Origin of the sequence: Bradyrhizobium sp. (genome assembly GCF_049519115.1) — a bacterium.
Taxonomy (GTDB): Bacteria; Pseudomonadota; Alphaproteobacteria; order Rhizobiales; family Xanthobacteraceae; genus Bradyrhizobium.
Genome location: NZ_JBEKRB010000030.1, coordinates 56,016 through 78,122, shown reverse-complemented (window position 1 = coordinate 78,122; position 22,107 = coordinate 56,016). Strand labels below are relative to the sequence as shown.

Annotated in this window: 21 protein-coding genes and 1 pseudogene; 11 read left to right on the top strand and 11 right to left on the bottom strand. The window is 58.2% G+C overall.

Annotated features, from left to right (window positions below; translation table 11 throughout):
* Positions 1-1,069: 1,069 nt before the first annotated feature.
* The 3 genes and pseudogenes from ABSE61_RS21620 to ABSE61_RS21610 form a co-directional block, all read left to right on the top strand.
* A complete protein-coding gene (locus ABSE61_RS21620) occupies positions 1,070-1,336 on the top strand; it encodes a hypothetical protein (RefSeq protein WP_423873171.1) in 267 nt (88 codons plus the stop codon).
* Positions 1,337-1,524: 188 nt separating this feature from the next.
* A complete protein-coding gene (locus ABSE61_RS21615; protein WP_423873170.1) occupies positions 1,525-1,917 on the top strand; it encodes a translational machinery protein in 393 nt (130 codons plus the stop codon).
* Between the two features lie 70 nt (positions 1,918-1,987).
* Positions 1,988-2,524 (top strand): annotated as a pseudogene (locus tag ABSE61_RS21610) (GNAT family N-acetyltransferase); the annotation flags it as partial.
* A 13-nt stretch (positions 2,525-2,537) separates the two neighbouring features.
* Here the strand turns inward: ABSE61_RS21610 and ABSE61_RS21605 are convergent.
* On the bottom strand, positions 2,538-3,713 hold the full coding sequence (locus ABSE61_RS21605) for an acetate/propionate family kinase (protein WP_423873169.1): 1,176 nt from the start codon (positions 3,711-3,713) through the stop codon (positions 2,538-2,540).
* A gap of 5 nt (positions 3,714-3,718) precedes the next feature.
* Entirely contained in the window at positions 3,719-6,082 is a 2,364-nt protein-coding gene (locus ABSE61_RS21600; RefSeq protein WP_423873168.1) for a phosphoketolase family protein, read from the bottom strand.
* 882 nt (positions 6,083-6,964) lie between these two features.
* On the opposite strand from ABSE61_RS21600, the gene ABSE61_RS21595 reads away from it, so the two are divergent.
* The 4 genes from ABSE61_RS21595 to ABSE61_RS21580 all read left to right on the top strand — a co-directional run bounded on the left by ABSE61_RS21595 (position 6,965) and on the right by ABSE61_RS21580 (position 11,160).
* A complete protein-coding gene (locus tag ABSE61_RS21595) occupies positions 6,965-7,282 on the top strand; it encodes an HPF/RaiA family ribosome-associated protein (protein WP_423873167.1) in 318 nt (105 codons plus the stop codon).
* A 39-nt stretch (positions 7,283-7,321) separates the two neighbouring features.
* Positions 7,322-9,700 carry an HAD-IC family P-type ATPase gene (locus tag ABSE61_RS21590; protein ID WP_423873166.1) on the top strand — a complete coding sequence of 793 codons (2,379 nt, stop codon included), beginning with the start codon at positions 7,322-7,324 and terminating at the stop codon, positions 9,698-9,700.
* Between the two features lie 295 nt (positions 9,701-9,995).
* The gene (locus ABSE61_RS21585; RefSeq protein ID WP_423873165.1) at positions 9,996-10,487 is read left to right on the top strand and encodes a hypothetical protein; all 492 of its coding nucleotides are present in this window, start codon (positions 9,996-9,998) and stop codon (positions 10,485-10,487) included.
* 295 nt (positions 10,488-10,782) lie between these two features.
* Entirely contained in the window at positions 10,783-11,160 is a 378-nt protein-coding gene (locus ABSE61_RS21580) for a DUF1488 family protein (protein ID WP_423873164.1), read from the top strand.
* A gap of 23 nt (positions 11,161-11,183) precedes the next feature.
* Here the strand turns inward: ABSE61_RS21580 and ABSE61_RS21575 are convergent, their stop codons facing one another.
* From ABSE61_RS21575 to ABSE61_RS21550, 6 genes are all read right to left on the bottom strand, one after another.
* Positions 11,184-11,399: a hypothetical protein gene (locus tag ABSE61_RS21575; RefSeq protein WP_423873163.1), complete on the bottom strand. Its 216-nt coding sequence runs from the start codon at positions 11,397-11,399 to the stop codon at positions 11,184-11,186.
* Positions 11,400-11,594: 195 nt separating this feature from the next.
* The gene (locus ABSE61_RS21570; RefSeq protein ID WP_423873162.1) at positions 11,595-12,356 is read right to left on the bottom strand and encodes a bestrophin-like domain; all 762 of its coding nucleotides are present in this window, start codon (positions 12,354-12,356) and stop codon (positions 11,595-11,597) included.
* Between the two features lie 12 nt (positions 12,357-12,368).
* Positions 12,369-13,988, bottom strand: a complete 1,620-nt coding sequence (locus ABSE61_RS21565) for an arylsulfatase (RefSeq protein WP_423873161.1) — start codon at positions 13,986-13,988, stop codon at positions 12,369-12,371.
* Positions 13,985-15,055 (bottom strand): formylglycine-generating enzyme family protein, encoded by a 1,071-nt coding sequence (locus ABSE61_RS21560; protein WP_423873160.1) that lies wholly within the window; start codon positions 15,053-15,055, stop codon positions 13,985-13,987. The genes ABSE61_RS21565 and ABSE61_RS21560 overlap by 4 nt, the downstream gene beginning before the upstream one ends.
* A 567-nt stretch (positions 15,056-15,622) precedes the next feature.
* Positions 15,623-15,967 carry a hypothetical protein gene (locus ABSE61_RS21555; protein ID WP_423873159.1) on the bottom strand — a complete coding sequence of 115 codons (345 nt, stop codon included), beginning with the start codon at positions 15,965-15,967 and terminating at the stop codon, positions 15,623-15,625.
* Between the two features lie 46 nt (positions 15,968-16,013).
* Positions 16,014-16,286 carry a hypothetical protein gene (locus tag ABSE61_RS21550; protein ID WP_423873158.1) on the bottom strand — a complete coding sequence of 91 codons (273 nt, stop codon included), beginning with the start codon at positions 16,284-16,286 and terminating at the stop codon, positions 16,014-16,016.
* Between the two features lie 665 nt (positions 16,287-16,951).
* Between ABSE61_RS21550 and ABSE61_RS21545 the strand changes: the two genes are divergently transcribed.
* Both ABSE61_RS21545 and ABSE61_RS21540 read left to right on the top strand, forming a co-directional pair.
* A complete protein-coding gene (locus ABSE61_RS21545; RefSeq protein WP_423873157.1) occupies positions 16,952-17,284 on the top strand; it encodes a c-type cytochrome in 333 nt (110 codons plus the stop codon).
* 351 nt (positions 17,285-17,635) lie between these two features.
* Positions 17,636-17,719, top strand: a complete 84-nt coding sequence (locus ABSE61_RS21540; RefSeq protein WP_423873210.1) for a DUF3309 family protein — start codon at positions 17,636-17,638, stop codon at positions 17,717-17,719.
* Between the two features lie 147 nt (positions 17,720-17,866).
* On the opposite strand, the gene ABSE61_RS21535 is transcribed toward ABSE61_RS21540, so the two are convergent.
* A complete protein-coding gene (locus ABSE61_RS21535) occupies positions 17,867-19,546 on the bottom strand; it encodes a methyl-accepting chemotaxis protein (RefSeq protein WP_423873156.1) in 1,680 nt (559 codons plus the stop codon).
* Between the two features lie 251 nt (positions 19,547-19,797).
* On the opposite strand from ABSE61_RS21535, the gene ABSE61_RS21530 reads away from it, so the two are divergent.
* Entirely contained in the window at positions 19,798-19,956 is a 159-nt protein-coding gene (locus tag ABSE61_RS21530) for a hypothetical protein (protein ID WP_423873155.1), read from the top strand.
* Between the two features lie 138 nt (positions 19,957-20,094).
* Here the strand turns inward: ABSE61_RS21530 and ABSE61_RS21525 are convergent, their stop codons facing one another.
* Complete coding sequence (locus ABSE61_RS21525) at positions 20,095-20,535, bottom strand: hypothetical protein (protein WP_423873154.1); 441 nt, start codon at positions 20,533-20,535, stop codon at positions 20,095-20,097.
* Positions 20,536-20,961: 426 nt separating this feature from the next.
* Between ABSE61_RS21525 and ABSE61_RS21520 the strand changes: the two genes are divergently transcribed.
* Positions 20,962-21,132: a hypothetical protein gene (locus ABSE61_RS21520; protein ID WP_423873153.1), complete on the top strand. Its 171-nt coding sequence runs from the start codon at positions 20,962-20,964 to the stop codon at positions 21,130-21,132.
* A gap of 373 nt (positions 21,133-21,505) precedes the next feature.
* Here the strand turns inward: ABSE61_RS21520 and ABSE61_RS21515 are convergent, their stop codons facing one another.
* Positions 21,506-21,742, bottom strand: coding sequence for a helix-turn-helix transcriptional regulator (locus ABSE61_RS21515; RefSeq protein ID WP_423873152.1), 237 nt, complete (start codon positions 21,740-21,742; stop codon positions 21,506-21,508).
* Positions 21,743-22,107 lie beyond the last annotated feature (365 nt).

Sequence of the window (22,107 nt, the reverse complement as noted above, 5' to 3'; positions counted from 1 at the left end):
TGCTCCCTGCATGTCCTCCATGACACGCGTTGCTTCGGCGGCCGCAAGCGCGGCGAATTAGCCCACTCGGAAGTTCCCCAGTGCGCACAAAATAAACTGGCCACTGATAAATTCGAGCGAGACCACGGGCCTCGGAACCGGCCAATATCCTCGACTCCGCCTCTACTCGGTATTTGTGGGGTCTTCGCTTCTGGGAAAATGAACCGCGTGCGGCAAGACGATGCGCCGGGTTCGCCTGCGGCGGGAAATGCGCGCTCTGATTCCGTAACCGGCCGCGAAGCCGGCGCAAAAGAGCACCACGGCCACGACGCTAAACATCTGAGGACAACGTTCTTTGCGCCATGCCGCACAACGCAGCGTCCGTCAGCCGCGGTCCAAATTGAGGGAGGGCCAGTGAGGGGGCCGCCTTTTCGGCGAACTGCGGGCTACGTTGGCGCTCGCAATTCGCCCCGCAGCCAGCCCTGCGTTCTGCGGGATTTCATAGGGTCAGCCAGATCGGCGACAATCTGATGAATGTCGCGGCACTCTGGGCACTCAAAGGTGCGGATATGGAAGCCCAAGCGGCCGGACGTAACCCGCGCCAGTATCGTTGCTGATCGGCAGATCGGACATAGCGGACGGAAATCGAACGACACGTTGCTCGCCTTGGCTGAGGCGAGAGCACAACACTCTCAGTCACCGATGGAAGCCGTTACAGGGCGGTGATGGAGCGATCATGGCGCATAGCAACATCGGGCTGGTGTTCTGTTTTGCTCACTTTCAAAAAGAAATTAACGATTGGTGCGCGAATTGGTCTCCTGTCCGGTTCAAATTGAGCAAAATCGAAACAGGCCGCTGCCCATATCAAATTAGATCCCATGGGGAGTGGATAGCGACCGGCACTCTGGCAGGGTGAGGTCGTGCAAAACACCCACTCTGGAGGCGACCATGCAAACTGCTGACCGATCCGAAGGCTGCCGGATTCAAGCCAGGACACTGGGGTTCATATAGTCAAACCGCTGCACTTCGGGAACGTAGCTGCTGTTCGTGACTTGTTTCTTGGAGATCGCAGACCGATAGGCACCGATCCATGAGCACTAGCCAAAACCAGCTGGCGGTGGCGGCCCTGGAAACGCTCCACGGGGCGCGCGGCCTTCCTGCTGCGGAGGCAACGGCCAAGCTTCGTGACTTCGCGGACTCCATGCCGACCGTCCTTCCCGAGACAGCCCGGCTTGCGGATGCGTCAGGCGCTCTGAGGACACTGGTCAACCAGCTGCAATCGCAGGGCGCCGCGACCGACGACACCTGGGAATACGCGATCGAAACGATGCTCAGTTATGCCAACGAATCCGTTTGATCTTGGCAGCCCGACCTCCCATCTTGTACTGTTCGCAAACGTCCGCACCGCCGCCACGACATTGCTCCCCGAGCAGGGCTTGGGATAAACAGCGCATGGGCACTCAATCATTTCGCGCCGATTGCGCGAATCGAACGTCGCGCAGACCGTACGGTCTGTGGCGGGGTGACGTCATAAAGGACATGTCTATGAGCAAGCCTCACTATCATGCCGTCATCTGGATTGATCATCGTGAAGCCCGCGTGTTTCATTTCAATTCGACGGATGTCGAACGACTGGTCCTGCATCCCGACCATCCGACCAAGCACATTCATCACAAGGCAAACTCGGTCGGCAGCGGCCACGCTTCCCCGGATCACGACTATCTTCAGGCCGTAGCCGAATCGGTTGCAGACGCCGGCGCCGTCCTCGTTACCGGACCTGCAAATGCAAAAACCGAATTCGTCGATCACATTCGCCTGCACGAACCCGCCCTGGCTAAAATCATCGCCGGAATCGAGACGGTCGACCACCCGAGCGATCCGCAACTCGTTGCTTATGCGAGAGTATACCTGAAGGCGGCCGATCGGATGCAACCCTAGGGGTCGGACGTTCGGCGTGGTCAAATCGAGCCGACCATTGGAGGCTCCCGCCTTGGCCGAAGCAGAAACCCGGCCCTATCCATCACAATGGGAAAGGCATCTCGTCCTTGGCGACGGCTGGAAGGTTTTCGTCCGGCCGGTTCGCGGCGACGACGAGCCGCTGATCCTTGATCTGTTGCTGCACGTCAGCAAGGAAGATCTGCGGCTTCGCTTCTTCGATTCGATTAAGGAATTCAGCCATCCGTTCCTTGCCCGGCTGACCCAACTCGATTACGCGCGCGCGATGGCGTTTGCGGCGTTCGACGAAGCCAGCAGCGATATCCTGGGCGTTGTCCGCCTTCACCGCGGTCCGACGGGTAATAGCGGCGAGTATGCGATCCTGCTGAGATCGGATCTGAAAGGCCGGGGATTGGGTTGGGCGCTGATGCAAATGATCATCGAATATGGAAAATCCGAAGGCCTGGCGCAAATAACCGGCGAGATTCTCCGGGAGAATTCGGTGATGTTGAAGATGTGCCGCGAACTGGGCTTCGACGTCAAAACCAATCCGGCGGATCTCGGCGTCTATAACGTCACCCTCGTTCTCGATCGGCCGCATGAAAGATGAGACGCGCCCGTGACTACACACCGCGCAAAGCAAGCGCGCAGGTATGACGAGCGATCTGCTCGTCTTCTTGCGAGGGAAGAACTTGTACCTGGCACCGCGGCCTGGAAAGATTGTCGTGCTTATCGTCAATGAAGACGCCGGCCCAATCGAGCCCGCCGCAAATAGCACCGCGCACCTGATCGTCGTTTTCTCCAATACCGCCGGTAAAGACGATGAGATCCGCCCCGCCGAGCACGGCGATCATCGTGGCGATTTGTTTGCGAACGGAATAGCAGAACATATCGATCGCCAATCGGGCATCGACGCTGGTTGATGCTGCTTCATGCAAGCGCCGCATATCGCTGCTGATGCCTGAAATTCCGAGCAACCCGGAACGATGGTCGATCACGTCTTCGAGCATGGCCGCATTTAGCTTCTTCTCCCGCATTAGGTAAATCAAGACGCCAGGGTCAATCTCGCCGCTGCGCGTGCCCATCACGAGGCCGCCCGATGGGGTCATTCCCATACTGGTGTCGATCGACTTGCCGTCCCTGATCGCCGTGACGCTGGCGCCGTTGCCGAGATGGGCAATGATCAATCGCGCCGGCGTGTCGTCGCCAAGTTGATGCAGGATGGATTCGCAGGAGAGGCCGTGAAAGCCGTAGCGCTGAATACCCTCAGCTTGCCATTCCCTGGGGATCGGAAGCACCCGGGCAATATCCGGCAAATCGATATGGAATGTCGTGTCGAAACATGCGATCTGCGGCAACGCCGGAAAGTGCTTCCGGGCAAAACGCATCACCGACAAGGCCACAGGCGTATGCAGCGGCGCAAAGGCCGATGCGGCGTCCAATTGTTGCATGACCTGTCCGTCGATCAGGCAATGCTGCCGCAGCTTCGGTCCGCCATGAACGACACGGTGGCCGATCGCGACGGGGGCAGGGGCGCCGCTGTCGTCGAGAAATTTCCCGATGCGGGCAATGGCTTCCCTTTGGGTGGGAATGGGCGACGTCTCGACCAGTCGGGCCTGATTGCGCAAATTCTGTGCGTGAAACTGACTACCTTGCTCACCGATCGCTTCGGCCTCACCGGTCAACAGCAACTCGGCTTTCATCGGTCCGACGCGATACAGGCCGAACTTGAGCGAGGAAGAGCCGCTGTTCAACGCCAGCACAACCAACTCGGAGGCGATATGTGTTGGGGCAAGCATCTCGCTCAGACCGCCCAGCGCCAGTCGCGGACCTCCGGCAGGTCGTCGCCATGCTCGCTGATGTAGAGCTTGTGGCGTTCCATATCGGTCCAGTACCGCGCCGTCGCCCTCTCGACCTGATCGCTCAGCCGCGGAATACGCTTGATAGCGTCGAGTGCCAGTTGAAAACGATCGAGATTGTTCAAGACGACCATGTCGAACGGCGTGGTCGTGGTACCCTCGTCGCGGTAACCGCGGACGTGGATATTGTCATGGTTGTGCCGCCGGTAGGTCAATTTGTGAATCACCGAGGGGTAGCCATGGAAGGCGAAGATCACGGGTTTGTCGGTCGTGAACAGCTCGTCGAAATCCTGATCCTCCAGGCCGTGGGGATGCTCCGACTGCGGCTGAAGCACCATCAGATCGACCACGTTGACGACGCGTATCCGGATATCGGGGACGTATTGCCGCAACAGCGATACCGCAGCCATCGTTTCCAGCGTCGGCACATCGCCGGCACAGGCCATCACCACGTCGGGATCGTCAGAACCGTTGCTGGCCCATTGCCAGATGCCGGCGCCCGCGACGCAATGGCGCGTGGCTGAATCGATATCGAGCCACTGCCACTCCGGCTGTTTGCCGGCGACGATGAGGTTGATGTAGTTGCGACTGCGCAGGCAGTGATCGGTGACCGACAGCAGGCAGTTGGCATCGGGCGGCAGATAGATGCGCACCACGTCGGCCTTCTTGTTGGCGACATGGTCGATGAAGCCCGGGTCCTGATGCGAGAAGCCGTTGTGGTCCTGTCGCCAGACATGCGACGTCAGCAGGTAGTTCAGCGAGGCGATCGGCTTACGCCACGGAATCTCCTTGCTGACCTTCAGCCACTTGGCATGCTGGTTGAACATGGAGTCGATGATGTGAATGAACGCCTCGTAGCATGAGAACAGGCCGTGGCGTCCGGTCAGCAGATAGCCCTCGAGCCAGCCCTCGCACATGTGCTCGCTGAGCATTTCCATGACGCGACCGTTGACGCTGAGATCGATATCGACCGCCTCGACCTCGGCCATCCATTCCTTGCCGGAAACCTCATACACGGCCTCCAGCCTGTTGGAGGCGGTTTCGTCGGGGCCGAACAGCCGAAAGTTCTGCTTGCCGAGATTGAGCTTCATGACATCGCGCAGAAATGTGCCTAACACCCGCGTCGATTCCGCGCGGCTCTCGCCCGGCAGGGATACCGCAACGGCGTAATCGCGGAAGTGCGGCATCGACAGCGGTTGCAGCAATTCGCCGCCATTGGCGTGCGGATTGGAGCCCATGCGACGCCGGCCGGTGGGTGCCAGCGCCGCAAATTCTTCGCGAAATTTTCCGTGCTCGTCGAACAATTCGTGCGGCCGATAGCTCTTCATCCAGGCTTCGAGCTGCTTGAGGTGCTCGGGATTCTTGAAGTCCGCGATCGGAACCTGATGCGCCCGCCACGTTCCCTCGACAGGCAACCCGTCGACAAATTTCGGTCCGGTCCAGCCCTTGGGCGTTTGAAACACAATCATCGGCCAGCGCGGCCGTTCCACCGGGTCGTTTGTGCCAGCGGACCGCGCGGCACTTTGTATCTGGCGGATCCGCGCAAGAACGTTGTCCAGCGTCGCGGCAAGGCTTTGATGCACCAGCGCGGGATCGTCACCCTCGACGAAATGCGGATCGTAGCCGTAGCCGCGGAGCAACTCCGTCAGTTCCTGCCGGCTGATCCGCGCCAGCACCGTCGGATTGGCGATCTTGAAGCCATTGAGATGAAGGATCGGAAGCACGGCGCCATCGCGCGCGGGATTGAGGAACTTGTTGGAATGCCAACTGGTGGCGAGCGCACCGGTTTCGGCTTCTCCGTCGCCAATGATGCAACTGACAATCAGATCCGGGTTATCGAAGGCGGCGCCATAGGCATGGGCCAGAGAATAGCCGAGTTCGCCGCCTTCATGAATTGAACCGGGCGTTTCCGGTGCGACATGGCTTGGAATGCCGTAGGGCCAGGAAAACTGGCGGAAGAGCCGCTCCAATCCATTCCGGCTCCGCTCGATCGCCGGATAATGCTCGGTGTAGGAGCCTTCGAGATAGCTGTGGGCCACGATGCCGGGACCGCCATGGCCGGGGCCAATGACATAGATCATGTTCAGATCGTTGTGCTTGATCAGCCGGTTGAGGTGCACATAGAGGAAGTTCAGTCCCGTCGTGGTTCCCCAATGACCGAGCAGGCGAGGCTTGATGTGCTCCAGCGTCAGCGGCGTTTCGAGCAGCGGGTTATCCTGCAGATAGATTTGCCCAACTGAAAGATAGTTCGCCGCGCGCCAATAGGCGTGCATCTTGTTGAGCAGATCGGGCGATAAGGGATTGGACATGGTCGACTCCAAACATTCCGGGGTGTTCCGGCCGCTGGTCAATTTTGCTCGGCTTTTGGCTCCTTATGTTTCTGGAAGAGCGCAGACCGTTTGATGTGGAGCAACCTGACCCAATATTTAAGCAAGCCGTGTCGGCCTGGTCGGATGCGTCGTTCTTGGATGGTGGTCATGCAGGTAAGACGCCAGGTGATTGCGAATGATATCGTCGCCAGCCACGGCCGTCTCGAACAAGCTCTCCTGCATATCCCGAGGCAAATCGGGCCACAGCGCAAGCGCGGCCCTGCCCACTAAGCGCTCGAACTCGTAGGTTGAGTTGTTCTTCACTACATGGGACCTTATTGGCTGGAGCACCCAAGTCCTGCCTGAATCAAGCAGGGGCCCAACTGAGGGGTTAGCAAGCTCGCTGCACGATCCAAGCGCTCCAATGACATATTGTTCCGCAGTTTAACGCGAGCCGAGGGCGGTTCAGATTACATTCGCACGAGATCAGTGGTCCGATTCTAACATTTGCATCCTGTTGAGGCAGGCACTTTTGCAAATGTTAGAATCAAAGGACCACTAGCAAATATTGGTTTCTAGCGGAGTTTTGGATTTGACATTCGCATGCGAACGCTCGGCTACGGGGTAGCGAATGTCAAATCCACTCCACTAGACGTACGGCGATATTTCGTCGGTCCGGTTTCTTTCTATAAGGAGCATTACTGAACTCTTTGTGACGGAAAGCTGCCGAGGTAGATCGGGGATCGCCTGATCTTGACGGCTAGAAACCCGGAAGAGTGGTCAATATTGCTCAGCTTCGAAATACCTGTCGGAACATGCTTGCAACCATTCTGCCGGAAGCGGATTGGCATTCCAGATCGTGGCGGAGACAACAGGAATATAATGCAAATAGCACCAGAGATCACCTTCGAAGGCTCCGAGTCATCGCCAGCGGCGCGCGCGGCGATACTGAAAGAGATCGAACGGCTGGAAACTCACAATCAACGCATCACGGGATGTCGCGTATCCGTTATCGCGCCAAGCGTTAAGCATCGCCATGGCACTGGATTCCAGGTCCACATTTGGCTTACGCTTCCGCCGCACGAAAATATAGTCGTCAACCAGTCGCATGTTGACGACGCGCGGCACGAACACGTCGAAGTCGCGATCAGGGATGCTTTCGCGATCGCTCGGCGTCAGGTTGACGCGCTTGCCGTCTGATGCGATTTCCTAAGGCTCGCGTCGGAGCAGCCCCACGCCATGCCTCTCGTCGTCAAGCCTACCCCGGAAGGTAGCGCGCATTTAGAGCCGGCCGTTGCGACCAATGTCTTTACGAGGCGTGGCCTGAGCAGCGCGGAAGCCCGAGACCGGCTGGCGAAATTGGGCTCGAACGCGATTGCGGATGTGTCGCAGCATCCCGTGCGTCGCGCATTTGGGAAACTGTGGGCGCCAGTTCCCTGGATGCTCGAAGCCGCCATTCTTCTTCAGCTATTTCTTGGCGATTACGTGGAGGCCGGCGTCGTGGCCTTCCTTCTGGTCGCAAATGCGGCGATCGGCTTCTTTCAGGAAAGTAGGGCGCAGGCCACGCTCGACGCTCTCAAATCACGGCTCGCGCTCGTCGCAGCCGTGCAACGGGACGGGAGTTGGACCACGGTTCCTGCGGCCACGCTGGTGGCGGGTGATCTGGTTAAGCTGTCGCTCGGCTCCATCGTCGCTGCGGACGTGCGCGTCCTCGATGGATCGATCCTGGTCGATCAGTCCATGCTCACGGGCGAGTCCCTGCCCGTCGAGGCCGGGGCGGGCGCGGAGGCCTTTGCGGGCGCTTTGATACGGCGCGGGGAAGCCGTCGGAGAAGTCATTGCGACGGGGACACGAACCAAATTCGGACGGACGGCTGAACTCGTTCAAAGCGCGAAGGTTGAAAGCTCGGAGCAGAAGGCCATTCTGCGGGTCGTGCGCAATCTGGCGCTGTTCAACGGCGCCGTGACTGTCCTGCTGACGACCTACGCGCTGTGGCTGCCCATGCCACGCGGAGACATTATTCCGCTCGTCCTCGTGGCGGTGCTGTCTTCGATTCCCGTCGCGTTACCGTCGATGTTCACGCTCGCAGCGGCGGTCGGCGCCCGCGCTCTGGCACGCAAGGGCGTCCTGCCGACCAGCCTGTCTGCCGTCGATGAGGCGGGTGGCATCGATATTCTCTGTTCGGACAAGACCGGAACGCTGACACGCAACGAGCTTGCCGTGATGTCGGTCCATGCGCTGCCGCAGTTTGACGACAGGCAGGTTCTGGCGCTCGCGTCGCTGGCGAGTTCCGATGGCGGCCAAGATCCGGTCGACGCCGCTGTTCGCGCCGCCGCCGCTCGACAACCAGCGACGGATAAGCTCGAACTTGTCCGATTTATCCCTTTCGACCCCGCACTGAAACGCTCCGAAGCGACCGTTCGCGAGGCGAACGGCGCCGTCGCTCGCGTCGTGAAGGGCGCTTTCGCCGTCGTACAGGGACTGTCATACCCTTCGCCTGCCTGTTCGACCGTCGTCCACGAACTGCAAGCCAAGGGATATCGTGTCCTGGCGGTCGCATCTGGCGCCGGGGAAAAGCTGCAAATGGCCGGCGTAATTGCGCTCAGCGATCCGCCCCGCGAGGACTCCGCTGCAATGATCGCCGAACTAACAAGCCTGGGAGTTCGCACCATCATGGTAACAGGCGACGCTCCTGTGACCGCGAAGGTGGTGGCGGGTGTCGTCGGCATCTCCGGGCCTGTGTGGGCGACGTCGCCGCTACCTCCGGGTATTCAGGCCGATCGCTTTTCGGTTTTCGCCGGCGTGCTTCCGGAAGACAAGTATCAGCTTGTCAAAGCGCTTCAGAAGGCGGGGCATATCGTCGGCATGTGTGGCGACGGCGCCAACGATGCGCCCGCCTTGCGACAAGCGCAGATGGGTATCGCGGTTTCCACGGCGACCGACGTTGCCAAATCGGCCGCAGGCATTGTGCTGACCGAGCCCGGCCTTGGAGGCATTGTCGCCTCGGTCAAGGAAGGACGCACGACCTTCCAGCGCATCCTGACCTATACGTTGAGGTCGATCGTCCATAAGGTTGTTCAAGTGCTCTTCCTGGCCGCTGGTTTGATCATGACAGGGCAGGCCATTCTGACACCCATGCTGATGGTGCTCATGATGGTCACGGGCGACTTCCTGGCCATGTCGTCTTCCACCGATAATGTTCGGCCATCTCCAACGCCAAGTGTCTGGAAAATCGGCTCTCTGACCACAGCGGGCGTCATCATGGGAATATTCGATCTGATGTTCTGTGTCGCGTGCTTCTCAACCGGACGATTCCTGCTTAACCTCGACACCGGCACGTTGCAGACGTTCACGGTCGTGACATTGGTCTTCAGCGGACAGGCCGTTTTCTATGTTGCGCGCGAGCGGCAACACCTGTGGAGTTCGTGGCCCGGCAAATGGCTCATTATCTCCTCCGCGGTGGATCTGACACTCATCAGCCTTCTAGCCTTCAAAGGCGTTCTGATGCGTCCGCTGGCAGTCGCCATCGTGGCCGGTCTTCTCGCCGCAGCGGTCCTATTTTCCCTGCTCCTGGACCTGCTGAAAGTCGCTTTATTCCAGCGCTTGAGGATCGCTTAGCCGCGAAGCCACGGTGCAAGAGGGGACGACCAAGGCATTTCAAAACAACGGCCCCAGCGCGGGGGCAGCTGGGGCCATCATTCATCGGGTGCTATGGGGGCATTCGCATCCGGTCGTGCAAAGCCAACTTTATCCAGGGACATTCGTTCCTGAAGCTTGAGCGCAAGGCCAAAGCCAAGCGCGCGCTCTTCCGGACGATCACCTGTCATCGTTCGAGGGCGATGCCGAAGCTGTGTAGTCCGCTGGCGGACCTTTAACCGATCGCGCGTGTTAGGGCCTTGGGACCGGGGCGGCGATGAACGCGGAGCTTGGCCAATGGGCGCGATTCCTGTTCACCTGGAACGACGTTTCGAGCAGAAATGGGCTTCTCGCTTCAGACCGCAAACGGGGGCAGTCGCGTCGAAGAACGTCGGGACAAAGCCACCGCACCCCAAAGAAGCCAGTACTGGTCCCGGCAAAACCGGGAAAACGCCTGTCTGTGATCGAGCTGATTTGGCGCCTGAGATTTGAGGGCAGTGTCATGCCGATTGAAAAGCCCGGCTTTATCGTCAAAACGATTATCGAAACAGGCCACGCGGAATCGGCGCCGTCGGTGCTGGCTCTACTGACGACCCCCTCGGATGCCAGGGTGAAGCGTTATCTCCACGAACAAAAGCTTGAGCGTTATCGACAGCGGATAGCCGAGTCCGGCCTTGCCTTGACGAGACACCGGGACCGGCACTCCGATCTAGAGAGGCAATTGTTGGAGGAAGAAGCCAAGGACCAGATCGAGCCGCCCCATGCGTGAAAGAGGCCGCCCACCAGGATAGGTCCTCGGTTACGCCAGCTTCTTTGAGAGCAATATTGACCATTCGGCCGGCGTGGGTTGGAGCGGCAGGAAAGAGCGGGCCGTGATGCAAAGCTGCGATTGTAGTTCGCCAACGCTCGCAAAAGCGAAATTACTGCCTATGTAGTAGAAACAATGATCTACGCCTGAGAACGTGTCAGTGAGGTTGACCCAGTGAGTATGATAATTCCTTTGAGCTTCCGTCGTCGCGCTGAACGGAGGTGGGCCGAATGCATCAAGTTGTTCAGGCGGATGGGTGGCGAAGTCGCCGTTGCGGCACAACGAACGTTGCAGTCCGCAATCAACCGCGACGGTTCGCTCATTCCCGTCCCGGTCAGAATCGCCGTGGGCCGGCGACGACGGGATCAATCTCGTGATTGATTTTCCAAACCACAGCCGGTCATACGACCAAACGCGGCGCGCCGTTCGATTTTGGGGCCACGATAGCGCAATAGAAGCGTCCTTTTATATAAGCGAAGACGCATTGAGGCGAATTCAGCCAAATTCGCGCGGCGATGAGTTGAGCTGTTTGAACGCGTTTGATCTCAACCGCGATCTGATATGCGCCGCCGCGGCCAAGATCTATGTTCGCGGAAGCAGGGGCTCGTATGATCTCGTTGCCGCCAATTTCTGAAGCGTCTGCAGGCGCGAGCAGGATCAGTCGCTGAGGGATTGCATCGGATTTGCGAGATGCGCTGTTTTCGGATGATGGTCGTGCAAGTACGAAGCCAGTCGATTTCGAATGATAACGTCGTCCCTGGCGACCGCCGCTTCGAACAGGTTCTCCTGCACGTGGCGGGGAAAGTCGGACCATAATGCAAGCGCCGCCTTGCCCAATAAGCGCTCGAATTCCTGAGTTGAGTTATTCGTCATCGTTGGACCCTGCTGTTCAAAAGGCCCCGTCCAGGGGCAAATCATATTTGGCGACACATCAACGAAGCGTCCGCAGCTTAGGTCCGTATTGCCCCCCGGGAGTGAGCAATATTGACCATTCAGCCGGTCACGAATGGCTGACGCTGCCGAAGCGGCCGAAAGTCGGCGCCGAGAACCGCACGCGCAATCCTGGCCTCACGAACCCAGCGGCAGAAGCGCATTGCGCAGCGTCGCGCTTGAAATTCCCATCAGCCCTGTGAAGGGGCTGTCCAGTTCCAGAACCAGGAAAATCGCCCCGGCAAACGACAGCGCGCAGACCAACAGCGAGGCCGTCACGACCGGATTGGCTGGCGCGAACAGTGTGAAGCTGACGAAAATCGCGCCGAGCCAGAAAACCAGGATGATCAGAAATGGTGTCGGGATTGAACCGCCAGCCTGCGTAAACAGAAGCAGCCGGGTCTGTGCGCCTTCGGTAAAGGCTGCAATGGCGCGCGATTGCAGCGAGCGCTGTACGTCATTGGCCGGCGACAGGCTTTCCAGTTCTTTTTCTAACGCCGACGACTGGGCGCTCGCCTCGAAACGTACGGGCGTGCCGGCCGGAGCCCCTGCCTCATGCCAGATACCGTTGGCCAGTGGCTCAATGCTTTGTCTGAGGCGGGTTCGGACGGGAATGGTTTCCGGACCGTATTGCGCGAGCAAATCGTCGAGAAGAATGATTTGGGCGGTCACCTGCCTGACCTGGCTGGTTTTCTGGTCGAACGAGCTCTTTGCGGACGCGATCAACAGACCCAGTACAAGTGCGGCCAGTGTACCGATCAGGCCGGTTGCCATTTTGACGACGTCCTTCGAGTCCGGCTGCAGATGTCTTTCCGACAGCAGCGGCCGAACGGCGGCGCCGAGCAAGGCGCCGCCGAATATCACCGCGAAGACAAGGAACGAAATCAACAGATCATTCATCGACTTCGTTTTCTATTTGCCGCCGCCGCTGGCGCCATTCTGCACCATTTGCAGCGCCCTCTCGATGCTCAGCGATCCGCCCACCTGGCTTGGCGGATATTCCTTGAACGTCACCAGAAAGCGACCGACGATGTTGACGCCGGGGACCATCGTCCAGAGTTTGTCGCCCCACCAGCGGGCATACATCATCGACTCGTCCTGATAACGCTCCCACGGATCCTGCCGCAGGTTGGTTACGAGAGGAACGTTGGTGGATTCCGGCGTGCCGGTGAACAGATTGCCCTTGATGGTCTTGAAGCTGAGTTTCCAGTCACCGTATCTCAGGGCGGTGAGGTCGCCATTGTCGGTGAAATAAAAGAACTCCTTGCGCGGTCCCTCGGTGACGTCACCTTTCAGGAACGGCACGAAGTTGTAGCCATCGAGGTGGGTCTTGAAAGTCTTGTCGCCGACTTGCAGGCCGTTGAGAAGTTTTCCCGTGATGTCAGAGTCGCCACAGGCGGCCAGGAAGGTTGGCAGGAAGTCCTCGCCGGCGGTGATGTCGTTGACGATACGGCCTGGCTTGATCGTACCGGGCCACCTCATGACCATCGGTACGCGGAAGCCGCCCTCATAGGTCGTGCCCTTTTCGCCGCGGAACGGTGAGTTGCCGCCATCCGGCCACGAGAAAGTTTCGGCGCCGTTATCGCTGGTAAAGACCACGATGGTGTTATCGGCGATGCCGAGGTCATCGATTTCCTTGAGGATCGAGCCGACTTCGGCATCCAGTTCCATCATGGCGTCGGCATAGAGGCCGTAGCCGCTCTTGTTCTGCCATTTCGAAGAGAGGTGGGTCCACACATGGGTGCGCGTCGAGTTGTGCCAGAGGAAGAACGGCTTGTTGGCCTTGACTGAACGGTCCATGAAATCGACAGACCGGCGCACCAGTTCGTCGTCGACATCCTCCATGCTGAACTTGGCTTTGGAGTCCATGTTCGGATGCGGCGGCAGTGGGCCTCCATCGACGATCGTCTGCTTGCCGACCTTGCCCCAGCGCGGATCGATCGTCGGATCGTCCACTGCGGTCGCTTTGGTTTCCACGATGTTGCGCGGACCGAAACTGGCGAGGAATTGCGGCGCCTTCGGGTAATCCGCCTCATACGGTTCTTCCATCGCGTTGAGATGGTAGAGAATGCCGTAGAATTCGTCGAAGCCGTGCACCGTGGGGAGGAATTCGTTGCGATCGCCCAGATGGTTCTTGCCGATCTGCGCCGTGGCGTAGCCGTAGGGCTTGAGCAGTTCGGCGATGGTCGGATCCTTGTCTTGCAGGCCCTGCTTCGCGGCGGGCATGCCGACTTTCAACAGTCCGGTGCGGAACGGCGTTTGCCCGGTGATAAAGGCGGCGCGACCTGCCGTGCAGGACTGCTGGGCGTAATAATCCGTAAAGAGCGCGCCCTCCCTGGCGATGCGGTCGATGTTGGGCGTAGTTCCACCCATCATGCCGCGATGATAGGCGCTGATGTTCCAGATGCCGACGTCGTCGGCCATGATCATCACGATGTTGGGCTTCTTCGCTGGCGTCTGAGCGGTTGCCGCGCCGCTGAAGACGAGCGGGAGCGTCAGGATAGCGGTCGTGAGATAGCTGGATTTGATCATCGCATTCTGCTCCCTTGCATGTTCCCCGCGCGCTCACGCCTGAACTTGCGGTCGCCCTCGCGCGAGGTACCGGTACTTTTGGTTCTTTCGTTATGGTCCGTTCTTCTCTCTCTGATGATGCACCTGAAGCCGACATGGCTCATGGACGTGTCGACCGGCTGCGGATGGCGCGCCGCCGGCCGGTAGCGACGGCAGTAATTGGGTGCGCACAAATGCGAGCCGCCCTTGACGACCTTGCGGGGAATTCTGATCTGCGGCTGGCACGGGTCGTAGCTGCCCACCTCGACGCCGCCGCGCGGATTTTCCGGAATGCAGCACGCTTTCGGCGCGTCGCCGGTATGGCCGGTTGAATACCAATCGACTGTCCACTCCCAGACATTGCCGATCATATCGAAGAGACCGAAATCGTTCGGCGGAAAAGCATCGACCGGCGAGGTACGCGCGTATCCATCGCTGGCGAGATTCTCGTGCGGAAATGCGCCCTGCCAGGTATTGGCCATATGCCGGCCACCCGACGTAAATTTATCGCCCCACGCATACTCCGCCTGATCGAGGCCGCCGCGTGCCGCATATTCCCACTCGGCTTCGGTCGGTAGCTGCTTGCCGGCCCAGGCGGCATAGGCTTCAGCATCCCGGTACGAAATGTGCACAACAGGATGATCGTCGAGACCTCGGATCGAACTGCCCTTGCCACAAGGGCGGCGCCAGTTGGCGCCGAACTTGAAACTCCACCAGTTCGAAAAATGCGTGAGATCGACCGGGTGATCGGGCGGATCAAACACCAGCGAACCCGCCTTCAACATGTGCGGTAGCGCGCCGGGATAATCCTCAGGCTTCGGCGCGATCTCGGCAAAGGTGACGTAGCCGGTCGCCTCGACGAATTCGCGAAATCGCCGGTTCGTCACCGGCGTAGAATCCACCCAGAACCCGTCGACCGTGACGCGATGAACCGGCGCTTCTTCGGGATAATGCTTGTCCGATCCCATGCGGAACGTACCGCCGGGAACGAGCCGCATGTCGGCTCGCTCCCGGTGTCGGGCCGGAGAGTCTGCATCGACAAGACTCATGGTAACCTGACTTGATCTTTTGAAGGTATGCCCTTCGGCACATCAACAGCGCTGCCGGACGTTTAAAGTCGATCAATTTCAGAGCGGAAATTTTCGATAATTGTCGCATGACCAAGATCGGAAGCGATAGAGCCGCCGCGGGTCTTTATACGAAACGTGTCAGGTGCCCTGACATTTATCTGCGCCAAACCCTGCGATGAATTCCGACCCGACGTACTCCAGGATGAACAACCCCAACTCCGCCGACGCATCCTGCCCGGTACACTCCGCGAGCACAGACGATGGCGTTCGTTTCCGTTGTGGTCAGGGCGACGAAGCTTCCAACGAAGCTTGCAGCTAGCAATACGGAGATCATCAGGCGTCTCACCATCGCGCTCTCCCTGAGTATGAGGGGGCGCCCACGGTAGCCGACTGCCTTTGGCGTGTCTGAGCAATATTGCTCATCCTGGACCAGTGATTTGGTGCTACCGAACCGAGACGTCCCTGGTCCCCAAAGGAGTTGAAGCAATGTTCAACTTGAGCCGATCAACCGGATTGTGTGCCTTGCTTCCTTGCAGCGGGTTTCTTCTATCTTCGCAGGCGCAGGCCTTCGATTTGACGGGGGCCTGGGCGACGAGCGCTGACCAATGCAGCAAAGTCTTCGTCAAAAAGGGCGATCAAATCAATTTTGCTCAGTTTTCCGAAGAGTTCGGTGGCGGCTTTGTCGCGGCCGGAAACGAGCTCAAAGGCAAAGCCGCCCGTTGCACCATCAAGTCGAGGAAAGAGGCCGGTGACACCATCGATCTTCATGCGGCGTGCGCCTCGGAAATCATGGCGTCGAGCATTCATCTGCAAATAAAAATCCTCGATGACAACAGCGTGTCCCGAATTTTCCAGGATCCGGATTTTGAGGGAATGCAGATGACCTTCCATCGTTGCGCGATGTAATTGCCGGCGCGCGGGCACTGGTCCGAAGAAACTAGGTTGCGGAACGAGCGCCACTCGGGCCGAATTGGGCAAAGACGCTTCTGATCCGCGCCTGCGGAGTTAGCTCGCTCGCGGGCTTTTGCGCCAACGACAGGGAGTCTTCGTCGGCATTCGACGCACGACCCGCAATCAACTGCTTTGCGATAAAGCGCTCAGCCGGAATTGTCACGCCGCCCAGCCAGGTCGTGGGAGTGCTCATCGATTGAATTTCATCCGAGCCGAAATAGGCATGGCTAACAAATAGCAAAGCCGCCAGTGCCGGCACAGCAACAGCCGTCTCTTTCCAAATGGACATCGTATTGCGCCTCCATCACCGACCGTATGATGAGGGGCCGATATAAACACTGCGCTACGCGACTGACGCCAAATGTCGCGGCGGTTACCCGCCGGTTAGCCGTTAAAGGAAATTTTTGATGACCGGCGGCATCGACCATGACCGATAAATATGCCAGCCCCCGCGGGGTCGCGATCGAGGGCGTCGAGCAGAAGTGATAATGCGGAAGGCGGCGGACTGCGCTAGCGGCCCCGCCGTCAGGCGCCTCCACAGAAGTCGAGATAGCCCTACGCAGAACTAAAAAGTGACTCGCTATTCCCACGATAAGGGAACAGGGCTACGCACTCGGGGAAAGCGCCTGTGCCGGACTTCATCTTTAAGGCGAACATCGCTCGCTACCGCCGCCTTCTCTCTCAAGAGACCAACGATCATAAGACCGGCGTTCTCCGTCAGATGCTTGCCTAAGAAGAAGCCAAGTTTGCCGACTGGCGCGCCAAAAACCGGAAGTCATAAAAACCAGAAGTCGTAACGAGCGTAGAAGGGCCGCCCTCAGTTGACGGCTTGCTTTCGGTTAGGCGCAATTAGGCCTGCCATGTGTGACGCCGCAAGGTCGCTCAAAAACATCAAATCATCCGACACGGATAGGGAGCGTTATAATGTTGAAATCTCTACATCGAACGTCCCGAAAAATGCTCCTGGTCGGCTGTTGCGCCGTCGCCAATTTCGGATCGACGGCATCATTTGCTGCCGATGGCGCAAATGGCAAAACCCTCGCAAATCGCTGGTGTTCAAGTTGCCACGTTGTGGCACGCGACCAGAAACTTGCAAACGATCAGGCACCACCATTTGCGTCCCTTGCAAAAAGGCCGGGCTTTGATGCGAACCAGCTTGCGTTTTTCGTGCTCAGTCCGCATCCAAACATGCCGAGCTTATCGCTCAGTCGGGCTGATGCCGCCGATATCGCGGATTATATCGCAACACTAAAATAGCGCGTCCCGAAATAGGCGGCCGTCTCTTTCCAAATGACATCGTATTTGCGCCTCCATCGCCGACCGTATGATGAGGGGCTGAGATGAACAATGCCCTGCGCGCCTGACGCCATATGTCGCGGCGGTTACTCGCCGGTTAGCCGTTCAAGGAAATTTTCTGTTTCGATGTCGCGGCCGGGGCGTCGTGCGAATTTGACACTTCTTCCCTTAGTTGAATTTCCGGCGTACCGCCATTCTGCGGAATTGAGTCTTCGAATTTTCGAGGCCAGATCATAGCTTCTTTCGCACGAGCGGAACTTAGTTCGCGACGGGCCGTTCCATTTGAAGTCATTCCCACCAAGGAGACTTCCTATGGATTTGATCCTCATTATCGTTGTTTTGTTGTTGTTGTTTGGCGGCGGCGGATACTGGGGTCGTCGGAGAGGTCATTGGTAGGAGATCTGCCGAGGCGTCGGGATTGACCGAACGTCGAGCCCGATTTTGCCGGCCTCAAAGGTATCAAAATCGCATGCGCCAAAATCTCGATTTGTCGAGGCGCTTCAGTCTGATTTGGGTTGTCCGGTTCGGCTCCCAGTGTATGGATCAAGCAGCGCGCACGGCGCTTAGAAATTTTTCGACCTGGCTTTTGAGACGAACACTCTCGCTGGCAACTGACTGAGCTGCAGACAGAACCTGAGATGAGGCGAGTCCGGTTTCGCCGGCGCCACGCTGCACGTCGGCCACATGAGAAGATACCTGATGGGTACCTTGTGCCGCTTGCTGGACGTTGCGGGAAATCTCCTGCGTCGCGGCGCCCTGCTGTTCGACGGCTGCGGCGATCGCCGACGATATTTCCGACAACTTCTCGATGGTCCCGCTGATTTCCTTGATCGCGCCGACCGACTCTTTGGTCGCTGCCTGGATGTCGATCACTTGTTGACCAATCTCGTTGGTCGCCTTTGCGGTCTGATCCGCCAGTGCTTTGACCTCGGCTGCAACGACGGCAAAGCCACGGCCGGCCTCGCCGGCGCGCGCTGCTTCAATGGTGGCATTCAAGGCAAGCAGATTGGTTTGACCGGCAATGGCATTGATCAGTTCGACCACGTCGCCGATCCGGGACGCCGCCTTTGCCAATTGCTCGACACGGCCGTTGGTCGCACCGGCCTCGTCGACGGCGGTCGACGCCATGCGCGCGGATTCCTGAACTTGCCGGCTGATTTCGTTGATCGAGGAGCTTAGTTCTTCAGTTGCCGAGGCGACCGACTGCACATTGGTGGAAGCTTCCTCCGACGCTGCTGCGACCATCGTCGCCAATCCCTGCGCATGGTCCGCGGTCGAGGACAGCGTCGTGGCGGAAGCTTCGAGCTCGGTTGATGCGCCCGCGAGCGAGCCGACCATCTCGCCAACCATCGCCTGGAAGTCCCTCGTGGCGGCGCTGATACGTTGCGCACGCGCCAGATTGAGCGCTTTTTCCGCATCGGCCGCCTCGTCCGAGGCTTTTTTTGCGATCAGCGCGTCCTTGAAAGTCTGAAGGCCGGTGGCGATCTGGCCGATTTCGGTCGTTTCACCCTGATGAGGAATATCGACCGTCAACTCGCCATCGACCAGCCGGCCCATTGGCTTCAGGATTGAGCCGATGCCGCGGCGAATGTCTTGCGATACGAAAGCCGCCGCGCCGATTCCGAAGATCATTGCAAAGAGAAGGATTGTGCTCATCAGGTAGATGGCGCGCCAGTAGGTTGCGTCAGCACTCTGTCCGGCCGTTTCGGCGCCTTTGTCGTTGAAATCCACCAGCCCGGCGAGCGTCTTGTCCATTGCGCGGCCGACCGGAACCACCTTGTCGGCGTTGATTTGCTTGGCTTGCGCGAGATCACCCTTGACAGCGAACGTCCGCACCTCTGCGGCCCCTACAATGAATTCTTGCCATTGCCGATCGAGTTGATCGGCGAGTTCTCGCTCTGTGGAAGACGAGACCAGCGGACGATATGACTTCGCAGCCTTTTCAAAGTCGGTCTTGCGGGCCTCGAGATTCTTGTCGACGTCGGCGCGTTCCGCATCTGTTACGACGAGATGATCGCGGAGCACGGCGCGAAGCCGTGCCGACTGTGTCCGCATCTCGCCGATCCATCGAACGCTTGGCAGCCAATGCGTCTGGATCTCGTGCGCAGCGCCGTTGATCGCGCTCATCTGCAGGAATGCAAATCCGCCGATAACGGCGATGATCAGGAACAAAAATGAGACGATCGCGAAAAGCTTGGTACTGATAGATAATTTTGCCAGCACGAAATGTTCCCCGGCCTTGGAAAGTGAATCACTGAAAGTTGTTTATTAACCACTTCGCTCTTAAAATTTGACTAAGAAATTGCCGATCTGGCGTTGGCGTCGGGCAGATTGTGCTTGCTGGATTGCTTTCTCAGCAAGTCTTTCCAGAATAATAACGATGGAACTGAAATGGCGGAACCGCGCCATCGAGCGTAAACCTTCCCATGCTACAACAACCGCCTTTATCCGAAGACATTTTCAGGGTGGTTGCCGTGACCGATTTATCTTTTACACCGACTGCTACGATTGCGTCTGCTGAAGAAGGTGACGATCATTCATTCAAGACGATCCTTCTGCTGAGCTGCATTGGATTGTTTGCGTCAGTCTGCCTGCTGGCCCTTGGAATCGACTTCGGTGTCGACTGGATTTGACGGCTGCCGGAATCGCATCGCACATCACGGATGTCAGTTCCGGTGCCCAAGAACGGACTTCCGTCTGCGTGACGGCGGCGTCAGTTGCAGCGCCGAAAGCGGACGTCAGCCGCTGGATCGATCATGTCGGCAATGAACCTATCTGGCCTTGCGTGGATCGAACTTCGGCCAGTTTTCGAGCGGCTTTAGTTTCGGCAAATCCTTCGGCCGCTCCGGGTAGATAAACTCACTTCCGCGTAGCCAGCGGCCTTCAAACCGATCCCAGAACTGTATCGCGTCCATCTGCCAGGAGAACTCGTAAACACACCATAAGCCGCCATCGCGAATCCTCTCGCCGGTCGCATTGAACGGGATGCTGTTCAACTTGCACAGCGCGTCGATCTCGTCCCAGTGCGCCCTGACGTAGCTGTCTTCCAGAGCGACATGATAGGGACGGCTTGGTTTCCATCGACCGCCGCCACCGCGCGCGTAGAAGCCGTGCCGTTGCATCAGGAATTCAGGCAGCCGCGCGATGGCCTTGGCGATGCGCCGGGCTTCGTCGGATGTCAGATGTTGGTGACCCCAGGACGATTTCTGCAAATCGTCTCGGCATTGGATGGTGGCGAGCCGGATGCCGTTCGCGTCACGAACGCAATAGGTGTCAGCGCTCGCCTGTTCGACGCGCCAGGGCGGGGGAAATCGGCGTTTTGGGGCGCTTGACTCCATGAGAACAAAATGAGAACATTCCTGTCATGCAGTCAACTTGGAACACCTCATGTCGCAGAGCGCCGCGCCAAATCCACAAGTAGGGCGAAAGCGACCCGATACCAACGCACCAAATGGCTTTAAGGTTGTGCAGACCGAATACGGTCCCGACTTCCATTGCGAGACCTGCAACGTCCCGGTTCTTACTTGAACACGACTTCGGCGGTTGAAGCTCGCTCTTGATCCGTCTTCATCGGATCATCGGATCATCGGCATCGCACTTGTCGCAGGCAAAGATGGGCCCGGCTGTGGTCGTCCGACGTGTCATCGGCTGCAACGCGTCAGGCGATAGCGGCCTGTGATGGCGACGTGCGCGCCGCGCTCAAGGCGATGATCGTCGCCAACGAGTTTCCGGAATCGGAAGTCTGCGAATTGATGCAGGCCGTTTCCCAGGCCTACGTGCGGGGAAGGTTCAAAACTTACAATGGTTGACGCTTAGCAATTGCTGTGCAGTTGACACGAATTCCTCGATCTCGACTGATTTGCCCGTCGTGTTAATTCGCCGCAGATCACGCGATTGATCGTTTCGTCAAATCACCGGCAGAATCACCGCCGTCTGACCCGAGAGAGGGACGTTGGCTATCGTCACGAACGTTGGGCGGGATGCGGTGGACGCGGCAGCGTCGCAAGACGGGCGACTCTGAAGCGGACGGCGAAGTCGTGTGGTCCTGATTGTCCAGAACTTTTTCACCGATCATAAATCAGATAAAACGTATAAATCTCAATCCATTATCGAAACTTGTATTCTAAAGAAAAAGCCTGCCCAAAATCGGCAGGCTCTAATAGGCACTAATTTTCCAAGCAGTCACCGGCTTTCAGTTGCCTTCATCTGGCTGCGGCGTCGGCCATTGATCTCTTTTTGCCAAGTCGCAATTTCATCCTCAAACCATATCCTGCGGTCCGGGCTGATATAGGTCGATCTCGGAAATTCGCCGCGCTTATCCATTCGATAAAGCGTCACGGAGCTATAAGGGACGATCTCAAGCACCTGTTTTTCATTGAGCATGCGGCGTGGTCGCGAGCCCGTTTTGTGATCATCCATTTCGCACTCCGTTTCAATTAGCGTCCCGCATGTGACCGTCATCGATGCAATCAATTGTAAGCCATTCCCCGATAAACCCGGTGCTGCCAAAGTGTCTACGTCGTTTTGGCAAGATAAATATCTATCCCGTATAATTTCCATTGGTGTTTTGCAGACACTCCACGCCGCAGAACCGCTGCCTTGTCCCGTTCAATAGTTTTGCCGAGTAAGATCAGGCAGCGGCGTGAAGGCGCTGATCGCTGAAGATTGCCGTCGCAACCAGTCAAATTTTGCAAGTTAAGTTTGCCACAACCGTCCGGTTGGATTCCCGGCGCGACGGATTCCAAGCGAGTTCATAATTCGTGAATTGCATTATGCTTTTACAG